The sequence below is a fragment of the Armatimonadota bacterium genome (assembly GCA_022563855.1).
Taxonomy (GTDB): domain Bacteria; phylum Armatimonadota; class Fimbriimonadia; order Fimbriimonadales; family Fimbriimonadaceae; genus JADFMN01.
Genome location: JADFMN010000002.1, coordinates 64,307 through 84,297, shown reverse-complemented (window position 1 = coordinate 84,297; position 19,991 = coordinate 64,307). Strand labels below are relative to the sequence as shown.

The following is a 19,991-nucleotide window of genomic DNA, read 5'->3' as shown; positions in this document are numbered from 1 at the left end:
TCCAATGAGAAGAAGTACGGATGATCTGCGTAAAGTCAAGAGCCTGAAGTGGCAGGAAAGGGTTCGGAGGCTCCTACAACAAGGACGCGTTCAACGAGCACTCAATCTCCTCGACAAGATCGCGCGGGAGCCCCAGTACAATTTGTTCGATCAAGATGGGATCGAAAGACAAAAGGCGTGGCTGTTCAAGATTGACGTCTTGCGATCTAAGAATAAAGTCCGGGAGGCACTTGCATGGACGTTGTTAGAATGTGAGATCCACCCGGAAAACGTGACCGCTCAAGCAATGAAAATCGAACTCAAGGAAGACCTGGGCTACGAAGAAATTCCACACTGGGAAAGTTCGCGTACGAGAGAATCTACCGATAGCGGGATCTGGCACGGCGTCGCAGGAATGCGCGAACTAAAGGTCGAACTCGAATCCAGTGTAATCCTTCCGCTACGCCAACCAGCTCTCTTCAACAAGTTCAAGCTCGCTCTTCCCAACGGCGTGATACTCTACGGACCGCCGGGCTGTGGAAAGACATTCATCGCGAACAGGCTGGCGAAGATCCTTGAGTTTGAGTTCTTCGACGTCAAGCCCTCCGATCTCGGGAGCATATACATACACGGCACCCAGGGCAAGATAAAGAAGCTCTTCGATGACGCGCGGGAAGCGGCGCCAAGCATGATCTTCTTGGATGAGATCGACTCAATGATTCCTAGACGAACTGATGTACACCAACACGCTGTTGGCGAGGTCAGCGAATTCCTAACGCAACTAAACAAGGCTGCAGAAGATAGAATTCTCGTGGTAGGAGCAACGAATAATCTCGACTCGCTCGATCCAGCTGCGATCCGTCCAGGCCGGTTTGACAAACTCATCTTTGTCGGCCTGCCAGATTTCGAGGCTCGGGAAGAACTCTTCCACGTCCATCTCGATGAACGCCCGATCGATGAGCTCGATTACAAAAAGATGGCAGAACAGTCTGAGGGTCTGACCTGTGCTGATATCGAAGTCACATGCAGCGAGGCGGCACATTCAGTAGTTTTAGATGAACGTAAGATCCGAACGGACGACGTCTTAATTGCTCTAGGTCGCCGAAAGCCGAAATTTGACGAGGAGGAATACCGGAAGATCGGATTCGACCTCACAAACAAGCGCGAATAATCCGCTGAAGCTCGAACGCCTAGGCTAGACTGATCTGAAGAAGAACTATGTCTGAAGGCACTGAGATCGTACGGACTACAGGAGCATTGTTCTCACGCGTCGACTTCAAAGTGGAGGCCGACCTGGAGGAGTCGATCATCAAGCTATCCCGTGAATTGTTCGGGCCAGATCGCATTTACGTCGACACCAAGAAGAAAATCAGCGCGAGCCATGGCAAAGGAAGCATTCCTGATGGATACCTCGTCGATCTTTCTGGCCATCGCCCACGACTTTACGTAGTTGAAAATGAGCTTGCAAGCCACGACCCTCTTCGTCACATCGCCGTCCAGCTCCTCCAATTTTCTATGGCATTCGACGACAGCCGCAACGCCGTCCAGCGCATCGTCCATGAAACGCTACAATTCCAACAGCAACTTGACCTGATCGAGGATTACGCAGAGAAGAGCGGCTTTCGCAACATCGACCACGTGCTACACACGGCGATCCATGATGAACCGTTCCGGGTGCTTGTAATCATCGATCAGATCCCCGACGGCCTGGAACGAAGCCTGACCGAGAAGTTCAAGTTCAGCGTGGACATTCTCGAGCTTGCTCGGTACGCAAATCCTGACAACGAGGTCTGCTATAGGTTTACGCCGTTCCTTGCAGAAGTTGCGCCGACGCCAACTCGATCAAGCGAGCCAACCGCCAAGAAATACGAAGTCGGCGACATCGACACCGTCGTCGTCCCTGCGCATGAAGACGGCTTCCAAGAAACTTTCCTCGGCGAGGATCGCTGGTACCAGATCAGGATTGGCGGAACGATGCGCTCCCAGATCAAGTACATTGCTGCCTACCGAACGGCGCCAGTCTCGGCGATCACACACATTGCCGAGGTCGCGTCGATCGAGCCCTGGCAAGACACGAATAAGTACGTGTTGAATTTCGTCAGCCCGGCAACGGAGATCGGCCCGATCAAGTACGTTTCAAAAGGTCGCGTGAAGCACCTTCAGAACATGCGGTACACCACGCGCGCCGACCTTGAGAACGCCAAAACGCTCGATGATGTTTGGTAGCTAGTTCTACCGCTGCTCAAACGGGCGCGGAACCGCTGCATCCTCTACCTTGACTTACAAGGCATGACCACTAACGTTGAGGCGAAGTTGGTCAGACAATTCGCCGGAGAGATGGTCACGACGTATACTGGAGTTGGAGCGCTTCAGCGACGCTTTGTTCAGCAGGCTTCAGCAAGCACCGGTCATCCTCCATGACGACTTCGCCAAGCCATGCGCGAGAAAGAACACTTGCGGGAATCTGATTCAGATGTATCAGAGGTAAAGGCTACGAACCAGCCTGCCTCAGGGCACGTTGCGCAGACACCCCCGGCATCGTTGGAAACTCATCCCACGTTCGTCCATCCAACTCACGACCTGTAACATGCTTGCGCACACCGCCCCACTGCTTGAAAAAGAAAGCAACGTCGCCCGTTTCGCACTGTGTGCGACTACTCCGCACCCAATCTTTTTCAATCGGTCGCGAGCGAGGTCCGGACTCGCCGCCCACAATCACCCACTGAATGCCATCAAGGTTGAGATTATCGAGAGGACCAATCAGGGGCTCTAGCGAGAGGAACTTGACTTGGGCAGGAGTTGTACGAAGATCGTCAATGCGGTGAACGACGCGCTCGTCCTCGACGCTGACCCTCATCCAAACGTTTGACGGCCAAGGAAGTTCGTCCGCCAGCTCCGCAAGGCGTGCACTTCGTTTCGTCAGCACCTGGAAGATGTGGTGGTCACACTCTTCAATTGTTTTGAAGACCTTCCGAATGAAACTCAGCGGCACGTCTTCATGGATGATATCTGACATGCTGTTAACGAAGATCAGCCGACCTTTACGTCACCGCTTTGGCTCGTCGACAAGATCGTGGTGCACTGACACCTTGAAGCCGTCCCGTTATCGGGGTGAACGCATAGCCTTTAGCCGCTTTGCCAACCGCTCCGCATAGAAGTTCTTGCACCCCTGGCTGACCTTGGTGCAGCCAGTGACCGGGTTCCACGTCCAAAGCGTCCATTCGATGCTCGATTGTCTAGGCACGGGCTTGATCCTTAAACGTCAACCGGTAGCTATGTCCATCTGGAAAGATACCGGACTTTCGGTTTGGCTTGTTTGTGACAACCTTTGCAAACATCCCTGCGGGCACCGTATACGCGCGGCAGCAGCCGAGGACGCTTTTGGGCCAGACCCGTAGTTGAAGTGACTCAACCTAGGAATAACTTGCGTAGCTCACCCTTTTTGGCGAGTCTCTCCGGCGTGTCGTGCAAGGCGATGCGGCCTAGTCTCAGAACGTATACACGCTGCGCGATGGTGAGCACTTCCTTGACGTTCTGCTCGACAATGAGAATTGCGGTGCCCAGTTCTCGGTTGATCTGCATGACGGTTTCGAGCGCGACCTTGGCCAACTGAGGTGAGAGGCCGAGGGACGGTTCGTCCAGGAGAAGTAGCCTCGGTTCGACCATTAAGGCCCGGGCAAGCGCAAGGATCTGCTTCTCGCCGCCGCTCAGTTTGCCGGCGAGTTGTCGCTTCCGTTCCTCGAGCCGAGGGAAGAGCGAATATGCGCGTTGCAGTCGCCGCCCGACCTCGTTTCCGTTCTGGAGTGTGTAGGCGCCCATCTCCAGATTCTCCTGCACCGTCATGTCTGTGAAGACCCGGCTGCCTTGTGGTACGTAACAGAGGCCGTCTTCGACATTCAGAATGGGGTTGCGGCCCTGGGTCTCGGTGCCGTCGAAACTTACGGTTCCAGACCACGCGGGCAGCAAGCCGAAGATCGCCTTCAGCATGGTGGATTTGCCACTTCCGTTCGGCCCGACGAGGGCTACGATATCCTGTTGCCCAACGTCCAAAGATATGCCGTGCAGCACCTTTAGATTCCCATAGCCTGTTTCAAGGTTCCGGACTTCGAGCAGCGGCTGAGCGGTGCTATCTACCTGTGTCATTCCAAATAGGCCTCGATCACTCGCGGGTCGTCTCTGATGATGCTCGGTGCCCCTTCCGTAAGTTTCTTTCCCTCGTCCATTACTATCACTTTGTCCGCCACTTCCATAACGGCTTCCAGGTTGTGCTCGATGAATACGACCGTCTTCCCCTGCTTAGGGAAGCCTTGCATCATCTCGAGAATCTTCTCGACAAGTGCCGGATGGATGCCTGAGACTGGCTCGTCGAGCATGAGCAAATCCGGGTCGGTCGCCAGGCAGCACGCCAATGCCACCAGTTTCTGCTGGCCGTAAGAGAGTTCAGAGCCCAGGTGGTTCGCCTGGTCAGCGAGCCCGACGAACTCCAGAAGGTCCATCGCCCTCGGTTCGTTTCTCCGTCGCCGGTCAGCCAGCCAGCGCGGAGAAAAGAACGGAGACCAGAGACCTTCTCCCAGCCCGCCTGTACCGGCAAGGAGCAGGTTGTCAAGCACCGTCATCTGCCGCAGCAACCGTAGGTCTTGGAAGGTGCGGCTAATGCCCATTCGTGCGATTCGGAAAGGGGCGTGGCGTGTCAGTTCTCTGCCGTCCAGCGACACGCTTCCTGCGTCGGGAGCGATGAAGCCTGTGATGACGTTGAAAAGGGTGGTTTTGCCGGCGCCGTTCGGCCCGATGAGGCCGACGATGGTTCGCGGCTCGATCCGGCACGAGAAGTCCTGAAGCGCGCGGACTCCGCCGAACGCCTTCGACACCCGCTCAACCGTCAAGACCAGTTCTTCCTGCACAACCTATCTCTGTCTGAATGAGTGCTCTCCTATTATTCCCTGCGACCGATACATCATGAACAACATCAGAAGCGCGCCATACAGAATCTGCCGCATGTTCGCCGCGATGTCGCTCGGCATGCCTACGAATCGTAGCAGCTCGGGAATCGCCACAAGCATAACGGCACCCACCACCGATCCCCACAGGTTCCCAGCGCCGCCGATGATGACCACAGAGAGAATGAAGATGGACTCCATTAGGGTGAAACTCGTCGGGTCGATGAATGTGATGTACTGCGCGTAGAGCACGCCGGCCACCGACGCCAGCGCCGCCCCGGTTGCAAACACGACCAACTTATACTTCGCCACGTTCTTGCCCAGCGACTGCGCGAACACTTCGTCCTCGCGGATCGCCTTCAGCACGCGGCCGAACGGCGAGCTGACCAGCCGGTGGGCGAACAGAAACGTAAGTGCCGCCAGCCCAAGGCTCAGCGCTAAGAACTCCGCGTGTGTGTTCACCTCCCACCCAAACAGGTTCGGTTGCGGAATTCCGGGCAGACCCATTGGGCCGCCGGTTAAATCTATCCAGTTGTTCATGACCGAAAATATGATGATCTGCAAGGCGAACGTCGCCAGGATGAAGTAATCGCCATGCAGCCTCAGCGACGGCGCGCCGACGACCGCGCCCAAAAGCGCCGCAAGAACGATGGCAGCGACGATGTTGGCCAGAAACTGGGTGCCGTAGTGCAACGAAAGCAGCGCGGCGGTGTAGGCACCCACACCGAAGAAAGCGGCGTGTGCCAGTGAAAGAAGCCCGCCGTAACCGGAGATGATGTTCAGCGAAACGGCAAGGATGATGTAGATGCAGATCAGGATGAGGACGTGGAGCAGGTAGTTCATACCTGCGCCTTCCGTAGCGGCTTGCCGAAGAAGCCCTGGGGCCGAAACAGCAGGAACAGCAGCAGGATGCCGAATGCAATCGCGTCCTGCCACGCGGAGTTGATTTGCCACACGCCGAAACTGCGCGCCAGGCCCAGCAACAGCCCCCCCAGTGCCGCGCCGGGCACGCTGCCCACGCCGCCGATGATGACCGCCACCACGCCCATCAACAGCGCGTTCATCCCCATGGTCGGCGTCATGTCAACGTCCAGGGCGATCAGGATGGCCGCCACCGCAGCCAGGCAGGAGCCGATGAAGAAGGTACACAGGATGATCCGGTCGCTCCCGATGCCGGAAACGTACGCTAACTCGGGGTCGTTCGCCACCGCGCGCATCGCTTTTCCCATGCGAGTTCGGGACAGGAAGAGGCTTACCGCGACGAACAGTATGACCGCGATGGCGATGGTCCAGATCTGAATAGGCGTGATGCGCGCGCCGAGGATCGGGATGCCTTCTTGAACGACTCCGGATCTCAAGGTCTTCACGCCGTCGCCGAAGATCATTGAGATGACGTTCTGAATGACCACGAACAACCCCAGGGACGCTAGCAACAGCACGAACGGCGTCGCCCCCTTCTTTCGCATCGGCCGAAAGACGCCCAGCTCCATCAACACGCCCAACACACCGGCCAGGATGATCGCCAACACCGCCGCAACCCACAGCGGCCAGCCGAGAATCACGGCGAATAGGAACGTCAGATACGCCCCCGCCGTCACCACCGCCCCGTGGGCGAAGTGGAAGAAACGGGTCGTTTGAAAGATGAGCGCGAAGCCCAGGGCGAGCAGCGCAAATGCGGAGCCCGCGCTTAACCCATTTCCCAGGATCTGTACCACGATGTTTCGTACAGTGTAGCCCAACCCGGGCAGTAAGGCGAGGATCTACTGCCCGCTGCCCGTTGAGCGCGTCTTTAGCAGCCACAGCAAACAGCGGCCGCCGTCGCCGAATTCGCGGGTCACCTGAAAGCCAGAATCCCACAGCCGTATCTTCAGCCTATCGGCGTCATACTTAGTTGTTTTCGTCAGCACGATATCCCTGCTGTCGAACTCGTACCGGACTACTACACTCTTCGACCCATCAATATCACTAAAGCCATCTTCGACGGTAGCTCGCAACTTCTCCCCATCGGGAGGTGTAGCACCTTCTAAATAATGGAATGGAGTCGATAGAAAGGTCATTAGCTTCCCAGTGTCCGAATACTGTTGTAACAGCTCGTCATCAGTACGGTCAGCGTGCAGTTCGGCGTCTATGAGCAACCAGTCATTTTCGGACATTGCATGGGCAATGGCCCGAAGTAATTTCAGTTCGGCAAAATTGCCTAGTGTGCTCCCTAAGAGCGCAAACAGCTTGGGCCATCCTGTGTTCCAAAAACCGTGATCAGAGTCTGGAAGTTGTAGGAAGTCACACAGGAAAGGGCGCTTGTCTACTTTATGGGTGTACCAGTCACCTATGCTTCCCCCCACCATGTGCGTTTCCAGATAGGCCAATGTCCAACGAACAAGATGGTAGCTGAAGTCGACGGGATAGTACGTACACGTTCGAGAGCTACCAAGCCTGCGATACAGTCCCTCCAGCATTAGTGCATCCTTTTCACCGTCACCCGGGCCAAGGCTCACGTAATCCATGCCCGGTAGTGTGTCATCCACAATATCGTCAAGCAGGGAGTCCAGCGCATTGTGCACCTGATCGTACGTGAGCCTCGCCAGCTCGTATCGGCGATCGTTGGTGACTTTTAACCACGCCTCTGCTCCTTCCAACCCCCAGTATAGATACCGGTGATCAATCTCGTCGGACCTCTCCAACTGTTCGCAGAGATGCTGCTTGTAGTAAAAAGAGGTCCGACGCAGATCGGGGAAACTAAGTACTCCCCAGCCAGCAGAGGCTTCTTCTGGCTCACGCCTGTCTCTTGTGCGCTGTTTGCCGTCACCGGACTTAGTGGCTCCAGAGCCACGTTTGCTGACTTTTCGCTTTGTGGAGCGTGCTTTCACCGGTGTCTCCAAATCAAAGTCGTTCGATTCTCCCCTTCGTTCCAGGAGGAACTCGTGAGGTAACAATATTCTGTCCGTCCGCAGTGTTTTCCCGTGCATGTACGTGGTGGGAACGTTTAGCATGAGTCTCTTATGATCGTCTCCCAGTTCTGCGTTCATCTTTACAACGTATTTGAAGACAAGATCCACTAGGCGTTTATCCTCTGAATCGCAAACGACTTTGACTACTGTTGGGTACTGTGGGTGAATCTCAATGCGCGCTATCGCACTCCTGATTTCAGCGACGGGTGTATACTTTTCTATTCCGGGGATTTTCTCCTCTATGAGGCGTACGGACACTCTATCCATCGTGGTGTCCATCATGTCTGCCATTCTGAAAATGGCGGCTAACGCCATTGGGTGAACCAGCATTGCGGTTCTTCCCAGTTCCACGCTGTCCTCCAACTGGGAGGTGTCACCTCCTGAGTGATACAGGGCGATGCCGGCGACGATTTCACGCGTTGCTACATCGTGGAAAAATCCCTTATCGTCTTTCCGAATGATCTGGTAGGCCAGTTTGCCGTGATCCGGTATCTCGCAACCCAGCTTGCCAATATCGTGGAGTGCAGCACATGCAGTAAGAATATAAAGGGACTCCCAAGAAAATTGGTCCCAGTGTTTCCGCAGAAGGCGCCACAGGTTCAGTTCAACCCTCCTGCAGTGATCCCACCCTTGCGATATGTCCTTCTTATTGCCAGCTTGTACAAACCTGGTCCAATGGTCGTACGCTGTGTCCCATAAGTCTTCGTACCCGCGGCCTAGCTCGGAATGGCCACTGAGAGTTTTCTTGAATACGTCCAAACCGGAAGTAACAGGGGGGGGGTCGAGGTCATAATTACGGCTCCTAAGCCCTTAGCATTTCATCACGAATGCGGTGAATACCTCTGCAACACGCTCGTACTGAGGTCTGGCTGGATCACTTTGATCATGACATCCTTGTGAACGTCGCCTCTTTCGTCAAATGTCGTTACGCCTGTCACTCCATCGAAGTTTGCAATCCCATAGAGCTCCTGTTTGAGTCTGGCGAGGTCAAAATCAGCTCGCCGTAAGGCTTCGATGAGTATGTTTCCAGCGTCAAAGGCATGCCCAGCCACAATGCCAGGGGGGTCACCGTATTGGTCGCTAAAGGCACGGACGAACTCCTTGACTGTAGGTTCGTCTGAGGATGGGTCAAAGGCAGGTGTGCTATAGATGACTCCCGCCTGTGTCCCCGCAGCTGCGGTGACGAAATCTGGGGACTCGACGGACAGATTGGCCAATAGGGTTGCCACGATATCCAGTTCGCGGCACTGTCTCACAATCGTCCCATTTTCGCTGGGCTGACCGGGAAAGAATATGCAATCAACTACGTAGTCGCTCACTTTGGCCAAAAGCGGTCTGAAGTCTGACTGACCCTGCGCATAGGGTTCCATAAGAGAAACCTCGCCACCAAGCTCCTCGAATGTGATTCTGAATGCCTCAGCAAGGCCTAGTCCATAATCATTGTTAATGTAAAGGACGGCCGCTCTTCGCTTGTTCAGAGACTCGAATGCGTAAGCTGCCATAACACGCCCATCATAGTCGTCGGAGGCCCAATTCCGAAAGATGTAATCGCCTGCGTCTCTTACCTTGGGATTTGAGGAGCCTGGAGACAGGACAATCACTTGTTCGCGTTCAGCGATTGGCGCTATTGCCAAGGTGACAGAACTCATTAAACCGCCCACGACGACTTTTACGCCGTCCACGGCCACTAGTTTCTGAAACGCGGTTACCCCGTCCCTCGGCTCGGACCTTGAGTCCTCAACGATCAACTTAATGCGGTACGTGTCGGCGGTTTCGTTATATCTGTCAACGGCCAATTCGAGCCCCCGTAGCGCCTGCCGTCCGCCTTCCGCAAGGCTGCCGGTTAGCGGTAGGATTACGCCCACTTTCAAAACATCTCGCTCGTTGGGGTCTGCTGTGCGTCGCGTCGCAAAGTACGCGATGGCCGCGACGACGATAAAGGCGGCGACGATGATGACGGCCCAAGGGGCCCGGCGTTTTACGGTTGCGCTCATTCGTACACCCGCCTGTCAGTCAGGGCATGGAAGGGGGACAGGCGGAGCGCATCAAAACGGCCGTCCGCCGAAGCCGACCTATGGCCTCTGCCAGGCGTCCCGGCCTCGCTAGGCCAAGGAGACCGATAAACCCCTCGCATATACGACCTTTCCTGCAGGTTCCCCACGCTGTCAAGCCTCCTTTCTACAGAGTACCAGAGTTCCACCAAACTTCCCCCTGATCCATGAGCGTTGCCCCGGAACGGCACCGGCTCCGGCAGGAGTTCCAGGATGAAAATTCCATGAAATGAAATGCAGAAGATTCTTTACACCTGCAAGTCCGTGTAGAATCATTGTTCTCCTGTTGGGCTTGGGACTGAGTTAACTTCGCTGGAGACACTGAGATGGCAAAATTCACAGCGACCGAATGGCAGAAGATTCGCGTTAGACTCAACGCCGATCCGCAACGTTATGGAATACCGGCCCGCGTCTATGGGTCGGCCGTCGTTGCCTCCGCCAACATCCGCAAGCTGGGGGCTAAAAGCAAGCGTGACGCTCACACTTGGCAATTCTTCGCGGACGTGTTTCGGCACTTCGACTTGCTGGCAGTGCAGGAGGTGCTGGAAAAAGTTGACGGCCTGCGCCACCTCAAGCAATTGATGGGCGACGAATTTGGAATGGTGATATCAGACACTACGGGCTCATTTCCGAACGAAGGTGGATTGGCCGAACGATTGGCGTTCATATTCAACTGGACAATCGTGAACCGCAAGGAAATGGTAACGGACGTTACTTATGATCGTTCCAAGGTTCTGCAGATCATCGGAGAAAATGAGCAGTCCATCCACCAAGCCGTGGAAAAAGCGAAGAAGGACAAGAAATACGTCAAAAAGCTTAAAAAGTATAACGAGTTGTTTGACAAATTCAAGACTGATGGCGGCAGTGCGCCGAGGAAACCCGTTTTTCCGATAAAGATGCCGGTGTTCGTCTCGTTCATCCGCACGCCATTCGGCGTGATGTTTGAAATTCGCGGTCATCCAGGCGCTGAATGTTACACCTTCATGGCGATAAACGCGCACCTGTTCTTCGGAACCTATATTGAAGACCGTCGCCAAGAGTTCGAGGCCTTGATGGCCTGGATCATGGGCCGCGTGCAGCAGGGAGACGTCAACGACTCGCTGAACATCTTGCTGTTGGGCGACTTAAATCTGGATTTCGACAAACCGGAAAACGATCGCCGGCGGATCATAGAGTTGATCGACGAGCTGAACAGGAAAGGAGGCAGAGAGGTAAACGTTTACTTTCCGTTCCTCCATTCGCACCCTAGGCGTGAAGGCCAGCAGTTTATGGGTAGCGACGGAAGGCTGTTGCGAACCAACGCTCGCTTGAAGGAGACCTTCGACCAAATCGGCTTCTTCTCGCGAGACGAGCGGCTCAAGCAACTCAAGAACGAAGAGGCAGGATCGACCGAGCGAGGGCAGGATTATGGCGTGTTCGACTTCGTCAACCTGTTTAGCGAAGCGCTGAAAGGCAAACCGTTCGAGCAGTTGTCCGAGGCAGATCAGAAGGCGTTCGTCAAGCGATTCGAGCACAAAGTCAGTGACCATATGCCGATCTGGTTTCGTATCCCGTTGCCTGACGTGAAGAGACCCGTAGTTTCGGCTCCGTCCTAAGAACGAGCCGACTGGCGCTTTAAGCCCTCGATCAGCTCGGCCTCTCACACCGGAGATAGCCGGTCATGAGCGCGTCTCGCGTTGCCACCGCCGATTGTCTATAGATGCCCCGCACATGCGATCCTCAGTCGGCCAAAATGCTGAATGCCTGGAGAAAAGTACAGGCATCGGCGAGTGCCGAAGTACTGAAGCAGGAAGGCCTTCATCAAGGATTCCAGTGGTAACAATGCCACTAAATCATTATGGATACTTCACAGCCTAACCTTAAATTATCATGAATTGTGGACTGCAAGAATGACAGTGGCAACAAATCACTGAGTGAAAGGCTCCCTGAGGTGCAGGGCCTGCTATGATCAAGGCGTTGTGAGCCTAGATCGGTTTCAGATCCAAGCCCGACGAATCGTATCAGTTTACTCTGAGAAACCTTGAGTTAATCTAAGCTATGGACAACAAAGACAAGCAGGCTGTTCTCCTGATCCACGGGGTAGGAGAACAACGCCCGATGGAGACTCTGCGCGGCTTCGTGAAGACCGTATGGTCCGATGACGAATCGGTGCACCACCCGTACGGAGTCGACACGGTGTGGAGCAAGCCGGACACGATTTCCGACAGTTTCGAGCTACGACGGTTAACCACCGGTCAAAACGCGGACGGCGTCAGAACCGACTTCTTTGAGTTTTATTGGGCGCACATGATGGAGGGCACGTCGGCTGCCCATGTTATTGCTTGGGCGAGGATCATCCTTCTCCGCTGGCCCTGGAAATTGCCCGGCCATCTCGTCCTGACCTGGACCCTGATCGTAGGTCTGATCTTGGTTTTCGCCTACCTCGTCTTCATGAGATCGCTCCCGGAACACTTGCAATTCGAAATCCTCCGTGAGTCGTCGGCCAGAGTCGTTAGTGCGCTGGTGGCCTTGGTCGTCGTACCAGTCATTAAGAAGGTTGTCGGAGACGCTGCCCGCTACCTCAACGCAACGCCAGGCAATATCAAGAGACGACAGGAGATCAGAACGAAGGGTGTGGACCTGCTGCAAAAGCTCCACGAGGCCGGCTACAAGCGCGTCATCGTCGTCGGTCACAGTCTTGGGAGCGTCATCGGTTACGACATTCTGACGTATGCGTGGGCACTCCACAATCGCACTGCAGACAAGGACAAGGATCACCCAAAGCTCGGAGCGCTAGAGAGCGACCTGGCAGCTCGCAAGTTCCGGTCTGACGCGTATGAGGATAGGCGGAGTAAGGCCTTAGACCAGTTGAAGCTTGACCAGGATGCCGGTAAATTCAAGCCTGGCGACTATAAGGCTCGGGAGCGAGTAGTCCTGGACAAATTGGAGCAGGACCCGGTGGCCGGAGAGTTCAACGCCGTGAAGTATCAGATTCGACAGCGAGAAGTGTTGAGAGAGCTGACCGAGAACGGTCTGACTTGGCGAGTGACCGATTTTGTCACGTTGGGCAGTCCGCTTGCTCATGCTGAGATCCTCATGGCCAAGCATGGAGAGGACCTGGACCGAAAGCAGAACGATCGCGAGTTTCCTATCTGCCCTCCGGTGCTCGAGGACGGCAGGTTTTCGTACAAACCACCTGGGCAGGCTCATCGCGCGCCCCACCACGCCGCTGTCTTTGGCCTTACCCGCTGGACGAACCTCTACTTTCCTACGCACTTCGTCATTCACGGCGATCAGATTGGCGGTCCTGTTTCCAGGATCTTTGGGCGCGGAGTGCGTGACGTTCCCGTCTCGACCCACAAGCGTCTCGGATTCTTCAGCCACACGCTCTACTGGAATCCCGGGTCTAGCACCCACACCGCGAGTCACATCGATGAACTTCGAAATGCCCTAAATCTACTTGACACGTGACCACAAGCGACCGGTTCAGAGGAGTCCCAGGCTGAGTAATCCTTGGCCCGCATGCAAAGTAACCCATGATCGTTACTCGCCACGGCCCAGACAAACAGAAAAAGCGCCCCCCGGCCATAACCGAGGGGCGACTCTGGCTTCGGCACACCGTTGGCGCAGGGGCCGTATCCGTAGCAGTCCAATTCGCCGCTAGATGCAAACAAGCTCAGCATCAGTGCTGAGATCATTCGGTGAGTCTACATCAGCGAGCCTGTTCGGCGTTCGAGGGGGGTCTCGAAGCTATGTCCTTCTCACGCACTAACTCCAGTGGTAGCAAGAAATCGTCCGAAAAGTGAATTGCTTCCACAGTCACTTCGTAGTCATCCTCCACCTTGTCGATGTATTTCAGCACAAAGGCGAGCCTATGAATTTCTCCAGGTTCATGTTGAAACCAGATGTTGTCAATATATGGAGCGTCCATATAAGATAATTCGAATGCTGGTGGAGCCTCCTCGCTCTCTTCGGGCACCTGCAAGTTCCGAACTATGATCTCTACAACATCCGCTACGTCGTCAATCACCTGGGTTCCGTCGGCCAGATAGCTCGTGCGGCGGTCACTGATTACATTGGGCCTCGACATAATGGTCACATAAATGTCGTGCCCAGCAAGATTGATGTGAGTCGGCTCTGGGTCTTCGTCCGCGACCCAACGCAATGTCATCTCGGCTTTGGTTCCGCCGTGCGATGCAATGAATTCTGCTTGCCTCCTAGCCACACGCTTCGCGAGCCGCCTCAATTCATGCCTGGCATCATGGTTTTCGATCGGTATCGATCTGGTAAATGCTTCGAAGACTGGTCGCGTGTCGAACACCTCGCTGAAGTTGCTGTGAAGAGCGGCCAAAAGCGCGACTTTTTGGTCATCCCCTTCAAGCTGTGGCAGCATGTACTCGCCGAAGGCAGCAAACACTGCACTGCGGGTCTGATTCGCGGCCGACTCACGATTGGAGAAGAGCTCTATTTCGCGCGTCCTTTGCCTTGCAAGCTCCATCTCGTTCTCCCAGACTTCGGTGCGTACACTGATCTGGTTACCGAAGTGCCACACGACAATTGTAGCAGCGGTCGCAACAAGTGAGCCGGCTAACCTTCCGAGGGCACCAATGATATCCCACACGTCCTTCTTGTCTTTCGACGGCTTATCCCTGCCACCACCTGTCGATTCAATTGCTCCGCTTTCCATGTTCTCGTTTTCCTGCATCTCTATCTCCTCGGGGCCATCAGCACTACGGCCTGATAAGTTGGTCTGCGCTTGCTGCCCGCCCCTCCTCTGCATTCTACACGTGAACATTCGAGCAAAGCCTAGAATCCTAATGGCATCATGAAATTACCCTGAAATCGTGGCAGTAATGATTAGAATGTCCGGAAATCACGACGCGATAGACACTGGGATGACGCAGTATGTTACAATATTAGCACTGTGAGCCTGGATCGGTTGATGGCTCAACCGAAATGGAAAATATCGGATTTGCCGACCCACATCGAGATTCGCGTCAGTCAACCGGCCGCCCCATGACTGAAGCACGCTTCGACATCAGCGAGAAGCAGCGAGATCGCGGTCGAAAAACCGCGACCCCATCTGAAAGCCACGTGACGAAGGGGTGAATAGATCATGGCCTTACTTTCGATTCCGCCCGTATTCCTGCAATTCAAGACCTATGCTGAATTCACTCGGAACGTCTACTGGACCAGGTCCGATAAGGCTGCCTCGGTCGCCAGCTTCGTTGTTGGCATAATACCTCTGCACTTCAACGGAAGCCAGAAGATAACCAGCCTGCGAGTGACCGGGCGCAACCCCGGCGGAACCTGCTACATAGGCATCTGGGAACACAACGTGAGCAACGGACAATGGAACAAACCCATCGTTCAGCAGTTCCCTTCCGGAAATCCCTTCGATGTCACTGCCGTACCTGCAGGCGGGTACTACGTGACAAATCCCACCGACCATCACTACGACCTCGCCGCCTATGCTATCGGGCCCGGGATTGAAATAAACGTCTACAACATCAAGGTCGAGGCGACTCCGATTGGATGAGGAGGTGCACCGGATGAGGAAATTCACAGTCGGCAAACGTTATAACAGTGCAGTCATACAGGTCTCGCGTCAAACGTACGTTAAAGTCTATGACGCAGAAGGAATCGTTCTCTTTTCTGACGAGTCAGTCACACGCGAGGTGAAACCGCTGCTTTCTCCTGGCGAGTATGTTGTCGAAACAGACGGAACAGTGAAGTCGATCAGGGCAGCAAAACACGGAGGGCTAGATGATCTTAAACGACCCAAGCGTAGTACTTAATCCGCGCGAATTCGACAACGCTCTAGCAAGAGCGAGGAAGGAGCTGATAAAGCTCCCGAACGTGCTCGGCATCGGCTATGGCTTTAAGGAAAAGAAGGGCAAGTCGACCGGCGAGTTAGCGATCGTTGTATTCGTGAAAAGGAAGAAGAGTCCTCGGTCCCTTGATCCGAAAGAGCGAATACCGTCGAAGTTCGACGGCGTAAAAACGGACGTCGTCGAGCTCGGAAAGCGCGAGCAGGAGGGCCACGACGACTCCGATATGATGTTCGTCGATTTCGCCAAGATTCATCGCGAGAATCTTCCCAATATCAAGAAGGCCAAGACCCGAAATCCACCGAAGCACACGGATTTCGGAAATCTCGCAGTCGTGGTGGACGACGGCGCTCTCGTCATCGGCGGCAACATTGACTATATTCATGCGTTCGAGATTTTTCGAGACACCCATCCCGACGTTTATGACTTCCTGATTTTCTTTTCGGACACGGCCTCCGGAATGCCGTTCACGGGCTCATTTCATAGTGCGATCTTCAATGCCACGTCAGGAATCAATTACTATGCAGGCAGTAGTTTCAACATCCGCGCCGCCTGGGGCACCAACAAATTGCTGGCATTCAACGTTATATCGACCGGCGCCTGGAGTTGGCCCGGCAATATGCGCACCATTCTGCAGGAAGTAGGCCATTATTGGAGCGCATTCGAGCGATTCAAAAAGTACGCGGCCGAAACGACCGCTCATTTCGACCTCCTTCTCGGCTCGTCCGGCCAAGGGCTCTATCACTGGGGCCGTTATTTCGACAATGCTCACTCGCCAGTTGACTATGACGGCGTAGATTGGACGCAGGCGGGCAGCAACGAATTCACTATGCACCCGATTGATAACGACGACTTTTATTATTGCAATCTAGACCTTTATAACATGGGGCTATTGGCTCCTAATGAGGTAGGGCCTCTGCGGATCATTAAGAATCCGCAGCCCCTCGGTGCTCCGACAGTGTATGGATCTCTCGAGGAAATATCTGTCCAGAACATAATTTGGGAGCACGGCCCACGGAATCCAGATCACACCGCTGCCCAACGCTTGTTCAAGACCGCTTTCATCATCCTGACAAAGGATGTCGATTCAGCCGCCGCGAATGTGGTTCCAGTGCTCGATGACGTCAGACGGGAGTTAACTTGGCAGTACCACAAGGCGACGGGATTCCGAGGAAAACTGGATACGACGATCTCTCCCGAGTTGAAGACATTTGTCTTGAGATAGTTCTCTTGGCCATGCCTGCCCCTCGCCGCCTTCAGTGAGCGTTGAGATTCCTCGGTCCGAGGCACGCGATCGGCAGTGACGATGACTGAGCTTGACGCGCTCCCAGAGTCGGGCGGCCTTGAGACCAACGAAGTCAGCCCGAGCAGCACATCGATGATCCTCGATATAGTCGGTGGCATCGACGTCGGGGAATCCTTCGCTGAGGCGCTTCTAGCCAACAGCGAGAATGCGAGGCTCTTCACAGGAGGCCTGATCGGAAACGGTCAGATCCAGCGCATCATCGGCGTCAACATGGTGCTCCCTCGAAGCAACGCAGGGATTCTGTTCGGCCTGGTTCCGGACGACACGAACACCCTCTTCCCAGCATCCAGGCGGGCGTGTTCACGCTCGGAGTCGGGGCGAGGGTCTTTGGGCGGCAGGACGGGACGACCTCCGCAAAGCTCGCGGGAGTTCTCTCCATCGACCTCGCTAGGCTGTTCATAAGACCTTCGACGCCAAAGACCATATCTATGGCTCCGACCGACCCGTCGTCCTCCTTTTGGAGCGAGTTCCCAGAAGCATCGTCGAACGCTGAGTCAGTCTCCGACATGGTCTCCGCCACGTTTGGCTTCATGATGGTGGGGACGTTCGATTTAACGACGGATTTTAAGATCGTCGAGGCGGACGAGAACTTCGTGGCGGTCGAGGACGGAGAGACCGTGTCTTTCCGCTGGCACAATCCAGCGGCGATCCAGAGATCTGGTCGCTGACGACATTGCTTCCGAGGCGGCGATATGTGCTCGTGCCACCTGCCGGCGCACTGGTTTTCGATTATGTAGGCAACGGAGAGTTTGCACCTAGAGATCCGAACGATACGTTGAAAGTGGATCTGACGACAGGCGGAACTACGCACTTCAATTACAAACTACAAGTACCCGCAAGTGACTAAAGTACGTGCCAGGCTAGAGTCCGGGGCGAAACGGAAGACACTGTGGAGAACGCCGCCGGTCGCTGCCGTGATCGTCGCATCCGAGTGAGTTATCTTCTTCATGTGGTTGTCGTCATCATACACATATCCCGTTGTGACCCCGCCACGGTTCTCGGTTGTCTGGTTACCGTTGTCGTCATAAGTGTACGTGACGAGGGTCGGGCCGTCCTGCAGCGTCGTGATCTGCCCGAACGCGTTGTACGTGAACGTCAGCGGCTCGCCGCCCTCCTAATGTTTCAGGGTCATGTTGCCGAGGTTGTCGTAAGTGAACGTCGCCCGTTCCCCAGTGAGCAACTGGCCAGTCAGCCGCTCGTGCCGTAGGTATACGTCTGCTTGACGCCCGCTAGCGATATATCGGATCGACTTCTGGCCCGCTCTGTGTGCTCTATATGCGTTTCTTACGCAGTGCTTTCGGCAACTCTAGTGCTTGATTAATGCAAGTTCGCTTATTGAAGTTACTTCATAACCCTGTGTAAACCACTCAACGTCATCGATCACCCGAAATTCCATGTGCTTTAAAATCTTGAACCTTTTCCGCAACGTGTCATCAATCGGTATGTATTCATAAATTTTGACAACAATGTCGCTTGCCTTAAGTTCCCACACTTGCAAATAGCAAGCTTGCCCTGCAACGATCCGCTCTTTCTCGTCATCAAGAATCGTCGTGAGTCCTGAAATCTCCTTTACTCCTTCGAGACCAGGTATCCATGACCACGTAGATGCAACGTGAAGCTCGCTTAGCGTATCACCATCTTTAGACAAAACAAAATCAACCGAATCGTCACCTTCACGAACGTACATCGTTGCGTCTCCTAAGGCAACAGACCGTTGCTCAACATCACCTTCACCATCAAGAGATACCTTGAACTCGACTTCCCAAAGCTCAGGCCAAGATTCCGACGATTCCGACTGCAGTCCGAAGAGTGTCGATGGCCCGTAGGTGGAAACCTCCGCAGACTGGCTCCACTGCTGTGTACACAGGATCGAACTGAAACCCAATATAGTTAGAATGAACATATGGCCAGGATACCTTCCTCACAGCGGCATGATGTACCAAATGGAAACGTTTTCCCCGCATCGCTACAATGGGAATTGAGGCAAGAGGAGCATATGTCCTGAAGAGCTTGCTGTGTCATGACAATCGTATTGTGATGTTCAAGACTGTCAAGCCAACCTTATGTGTATAGGACCATGCTCATCGACGGCTACCGTACGAGATTCCCCAAGTAGTACCTGGAATTGCAGCGTATGTGATTGTGAGGCCGCCGCGCTTACCCAAGCCCTTGCCACCAAAAATCAAGCATCTGAGCAATACGCATCTCCAGACGCAACTCCAATCTGTCGGTCTGTTCTTCGAGCAATCAAAAATGCATTTCTCAATACAATCCTCCAACGAATCTTCATTAGGCGGCGGCGGCGGCCTCTTAGGACACTTCTTCTTGATAGGCTTGCCTTCGCAAACCTGGCCCGGACAAATTGTAAACTCTTGGCCCATAACACCGTCACAGCATTTGCATACTATCGTCCCGTCGGGACATACCCAGTAGATGTATGAATCGAAGCCGTCTTTAACGCATTTCGCTCCACAATCTCTTGGGTTGTCAATTGGCTTTGGATCCTCTTTTGGCTTTGGATCCTGTTTAGGAATGCCCAGTCCCCATCGATCTTGGCCACAGCACGATAGCCCTAGAGGATCTATCAAGGATTCCGGAGACGCGTTTGCATACTGATACGGCAGCAGGCTCGGCCAGAGTGGGTCTGAAGTCGTCCATGCCCCGTGAGAGCCGGAGTACCAGCGCGCTCGGACATAAGTGCCGCCTGCGTCACCGCTGAAGTAGCCGTATGCGCCGACGAACGTGAACGGCGTGACAGATGCGCCGGTGTGGCTCTTCTCCTCGCCGTACGGCCAGTAGTCGTAGGTGTCGGTCTGCGTCTGGCTGCTGTTCAGCAGCGCGCGAGTAGAGCCGAGCGAGTCGGGGACGTAGTCCCGCTTCGTGCCAGCCCTGTTCTCTGCGAGGATCTCCCCGCCGAAGACCGTGTATCTGTTGGTTGCCACTGTTATGCTCCTTTAGCT

At 54.6% G+C, this 19,991-nt stretch carries 18 protein-coding genes and 1 pseudogene; 8 read left to right on the top strand and 11 right to left on the bottom strand.

Annotated features, from left to right (window positions below; all coding sequences use genetic code 11):
* Window positions 1-4 precede the first annotated feature (4 nt).
* Together IH944_02840 and IH944_02835 are read left to right on the top strand one after the other, a co-directional pair.
* On the top strand, window positions 5-1,150 hold the full coding sequence (locus IH944_02840) for an ATP-binding protein (protein MCH7903486.1): 1,146 nt from the start codon (window positions 5-7) through the stop codon (window positions 1,148-1,150).
* Window positions 1,151-1,197: 47 nt separating this feature from the next.
* On the top strand, window positions 1,198-2,205 hold the full coding sequence (locus IH944_02835; GenBank protein MCH7903485.1) for a hypothetical protein: 1,008 nt from the start codon (window positions 1,198-1,200) through the stop codon (window positions 2,203-2,205).
* 265 nt (window positions 2,206-2,470) lie between these two features.
* Here IH944_02835 and IH944_02830 read toward each other — a convergent pair.
* From IH944_02830 to IH944_02800, 7 genes and pseudogenes are all read right to left on the bottom strand, one after another.
* A pseudogene (locus IH944_02830) lies at window positions 2,471-3,223 on the bottom strand (phage Gp37/Gp68 family protein).
* Window positions 3,224-3,387: 164 nt separating this feature from the next.
* Window positions 3,388-4,122 (bottom strand): ABC transporter ATP-binding protein, encoded by a 735-nt coding sequence (locus IH944_02825; GenBank protein MCH7903484.1) that lies wholly within the window; start codon window positions 4,120-4,122, stop codon window positions 3,388-3,390.
* A complete protein-coding gene (locus tag IH944_02820; GenBank protein ID MCH7903483.1) occupies window positions 4,119-4,868 on the bottom strand; it encodes an ABC transporter ATP-binding protein in 750 nt (249 codons plus the stop codon). The genes IH944_02825 and IH944_02820 overlap by 4 nt, the downstream gene beginning before the upstream one ends.
* Before the next feature lie 15 nt (window positions 4,869-4,883).
* Window positions 4,884-5,759: a branched-chain amino acid ABC transporter permease gene (locus IH944_02815; protein MCH7903482.1), complete on the bottom strand. Its 876-nt coding sequence runs from the start codon at window positions 5,757-5,759 to the stop codon at window positions 4,884-4,886.
* Window positions 5,756-6,634: a branched-chain amino acid ABC transporter permease gene (locus tag IH944_02810; protein MCH7903481.1), complete on the bottom strand. Its 879-nt coding sequence runs from the start codon at window positions 6,632-6,634 to the stop codon at window positions 5,756-5,758. The genes IH944_02815 and IH944_02810 overlap by 4 nt, the downstream gene beginning before the upstream one ends.
* A 42-nt stretch (window positions 6,635-6,676) precedes the next feature.
* Entirely contained in the window at window positions 6,677-8,623 is a 1,947-nt protein-coding gene (locus IH944_02805; protein MCH7903480.1) for an L-histidine N(alpha)-methyltransferase, read from the bottom strand.
* A 62-nt stretch (window positions 8,624-8,685) separates the two neighbouring features.
* A complete protein-coding gene (locus IH944_02800) occupies window positions 8,686-9,858 on the bottom strand; it encodes a penicillin-binding protein activator (protein MCH7903479.1) in 1,173 nt (390 codons plus the stop codon).
* A gap of 383 nt (window positions 9,859-10,241) precedes the next feature.
* On the opposite strand from IH944_02800, the gene IH944_02795 reads away from it, so the two are divergent.
* Window positions 10,242-11,510 (top strand): endonuclease/exonuclease/phosphatase, encoded by a 1,269-nt coding sequence (locus IH944_02795; protein ID MCH7903478.1) that lies wholly within the window; start codon window positions 10,242-10,244, stop codon window positions 11,508-11,510.
* Window positions 11,511-11,952: 442 nt separating this feature from the next.
* Window positions 11,953-13,365 carry a hypothetical protein gene (locus IH944_02790; protein MCH7903477.1) on the top strand — a complete coding sequence of 471 codons (1,413 nt, stop codon included), beginning with the start codon at window positions 11,953-11,955 and terminating at the stop codon, window positions 13,363-13,365.
* A 241-nt stretch (window positions 13,366-13,606) separates the two neighbouring features.
* Here IH944_02790 and IH944_02785 read toward each other — a convergent pair whose 3' ends face one another.
* Window positions 13,607-14,689: a hypothetical protein gene (locus IH944_02785; protein MCH7903476.1), complete on the bottom strand. Its 1,083-nt coding sequence runs from the start codon at window positions 14,687-14,689 to the stop codon at window positions 13,607-13,609.
* 321 nt (window positions 14,690-15,010) lie between these two features.
* Here IH944_02785 and IH944_02780 point away from each other — a divergent pair, with 321 nt between their 5' ends.
* From IH944_02780 to IH944_02765, 4 genes are all read left to right on the top strand, one after another.
* On the top strand, window positions 15,011-15,433 hold the full coding sequence (locus IH944_02780; GenBank protein MCH7903475.1) for a hypothetical protein: 423 nt from the start codon (window positions 15,011-15,013) through the stop codon (window positions 15,431-15,433).
* 320 nt (window positions 15,434-15,753) lie between these two features.
* Window positions 15,754-16,950, top strand: coding sequence for a hypothetical protein (locus IH944_02775; protein ID MCH7903474.1), 1,197 nt, complete (start codon window positions 15,754-15,756; stop codon window positions 16,948-16,950).
* Between the two features lie 81 nt (window positions 16,951-17,031).
* Window positions 17,032-17,433, top strand: coding sequence for a hypothetical protein (locus tag IH944_02770; protein MCH7903473.1), 402 nt, complete (start codon window positions 17,032-17,034; stop codon window positions 17,431-17,433).
* A gap of 26 nt (window positions 17,434-17,459) precedes the next feature.
* Window positions 17,460-17,699, top strand: coding sequence for a hypothetical protein (locus tag IH944_02765; GenBank protein MCH7903472.1), 240 nt, complete (start codon window positions 17,460-17,462; stop codon window positions 17,697-17,699).
* A gap of 155 nt (window positions 17,700-17,854) precedes the next feature.
* On the opposite strand, the gene IH944_02760 is transcribed toward IH944_02765, so the two are convergent.
* The 3 genes from IH944_02760 to IH944_02750 form a co-directional block, all read right to left on the bottom strand.
* Entirely contained in the window at window positions 17,855-18,130 is a 276-nt protein-coding gene (locus IH944_02760) for a hypothetical protein (GenBank protein ID MCH7903471.1), read from the bottom strand.
* 207 nt (window positions 18,131-18,337) lie between these two features.
* Entirely contained in the window at window positions 18,338-18,934 is a 597-nt protein-coding gene (locus IH944_02755) for a hypothetical protein (protein ID MCH7903470.1), read from the bottom strand.
* A 178-nt stretch (window positions 18,935-19,112) separates the two neighbouring features.
* Window positions 19,113-19,973: a hypothetical protein gene (locus tag IH944_02750; protein ID MCH7903469.1), complete on the bottom strand. Its 861-nt coding sequence runs from the start codon at window positions 19,971-19,973 to the stop codon at window positions 19,113-19,115.
* Between the last annotated feature and the right edge of the window lie 18 nt (window positions 19,974-19,991).

Bases quoted from the DNA above. Each gene is read 5' to 3' on its own strand.
- IH944_02840 (MCH7903486.1), top strand. From the start codon at position 5: ATGAGAAGAAGTACGGATGATCTGCGTAAAGTCAAGAGCCTGAAGTGG.
- IH944_02835 (MCH7903485.1), top strand. From the start codon at position 1,198: ATGTCTGAAGGCACTGAGATCGTACGGACTACAGGAGCATTGTTCTCA.
- IH944_02825 (MCH7903484.1), bottom strand. From the start codon at position 4,122: ATGACACAGGTAGATAGCACCGCTCAGCCGCTGCTCGAAGTCCGGAAC.
- IH944_02815 (MCH7903482.1), bottom strand. From the start codon at position 5,759: ATGAACTACCTGCTCCACGTCCTCATCCTGATCTGCATCTACATCATC.
- IH944_02800 (MCH7903479.1), bottom strand. From the start codon at position 9,858: ATGAGCGCAACCGTAAAACGCCGGGCCCCTTGGGCCGTCATCATCGTC.
- IH944_02795 (MCH7903478.1), top strand. From the start codon at position 10,242: ATGGCAAAATTCACAGCGACCGAATGGCAGAAGATTCGCGTTAGACTC.
- IH944_02790 (MCH7903477.1), top strand. From the start codon at position 11,953: ATGGACAACAAAGACAAGCAGGCTGTTCTCCTGATCCACGGGGTAGGA.
- IH944_02785 (MCH7903476.1), bottom strand. From the start codon at position 14,689: ATGTTCACGTGTAGAATGCAGAGGAGGGGCGGGCAGCAAGCGCAGACC.
- IH944_02780 (MCH7903475.1), top strand. From the start codon at position 15,011: ATGGCCTTACTTTCGATTCCGCCCGTATTCCTGCAATTCAAGACCTAT.
- IH944_02770 (MCH7903473.1), top strand. From the start codon at position 17,032: ATGACTGAGCTTGACGCGCTCCCAGAGTCGGGCGGCCTTGAGACCAAC.
- IH944_02765 (MCH7903472.1), top strand. From the start codon at position 17,460: ATGGCTCCGACCGACCCGTCGTCCTCCTTTTGGAGCGAGTTCCCAGAA.
- IH944_02755 (MCH7903470.1), bottom strand. From the start codon at position 18,934: ATGTTCATTCTAACTATATTGGGTTTCAGTTCGATCCTGTGTACACAG.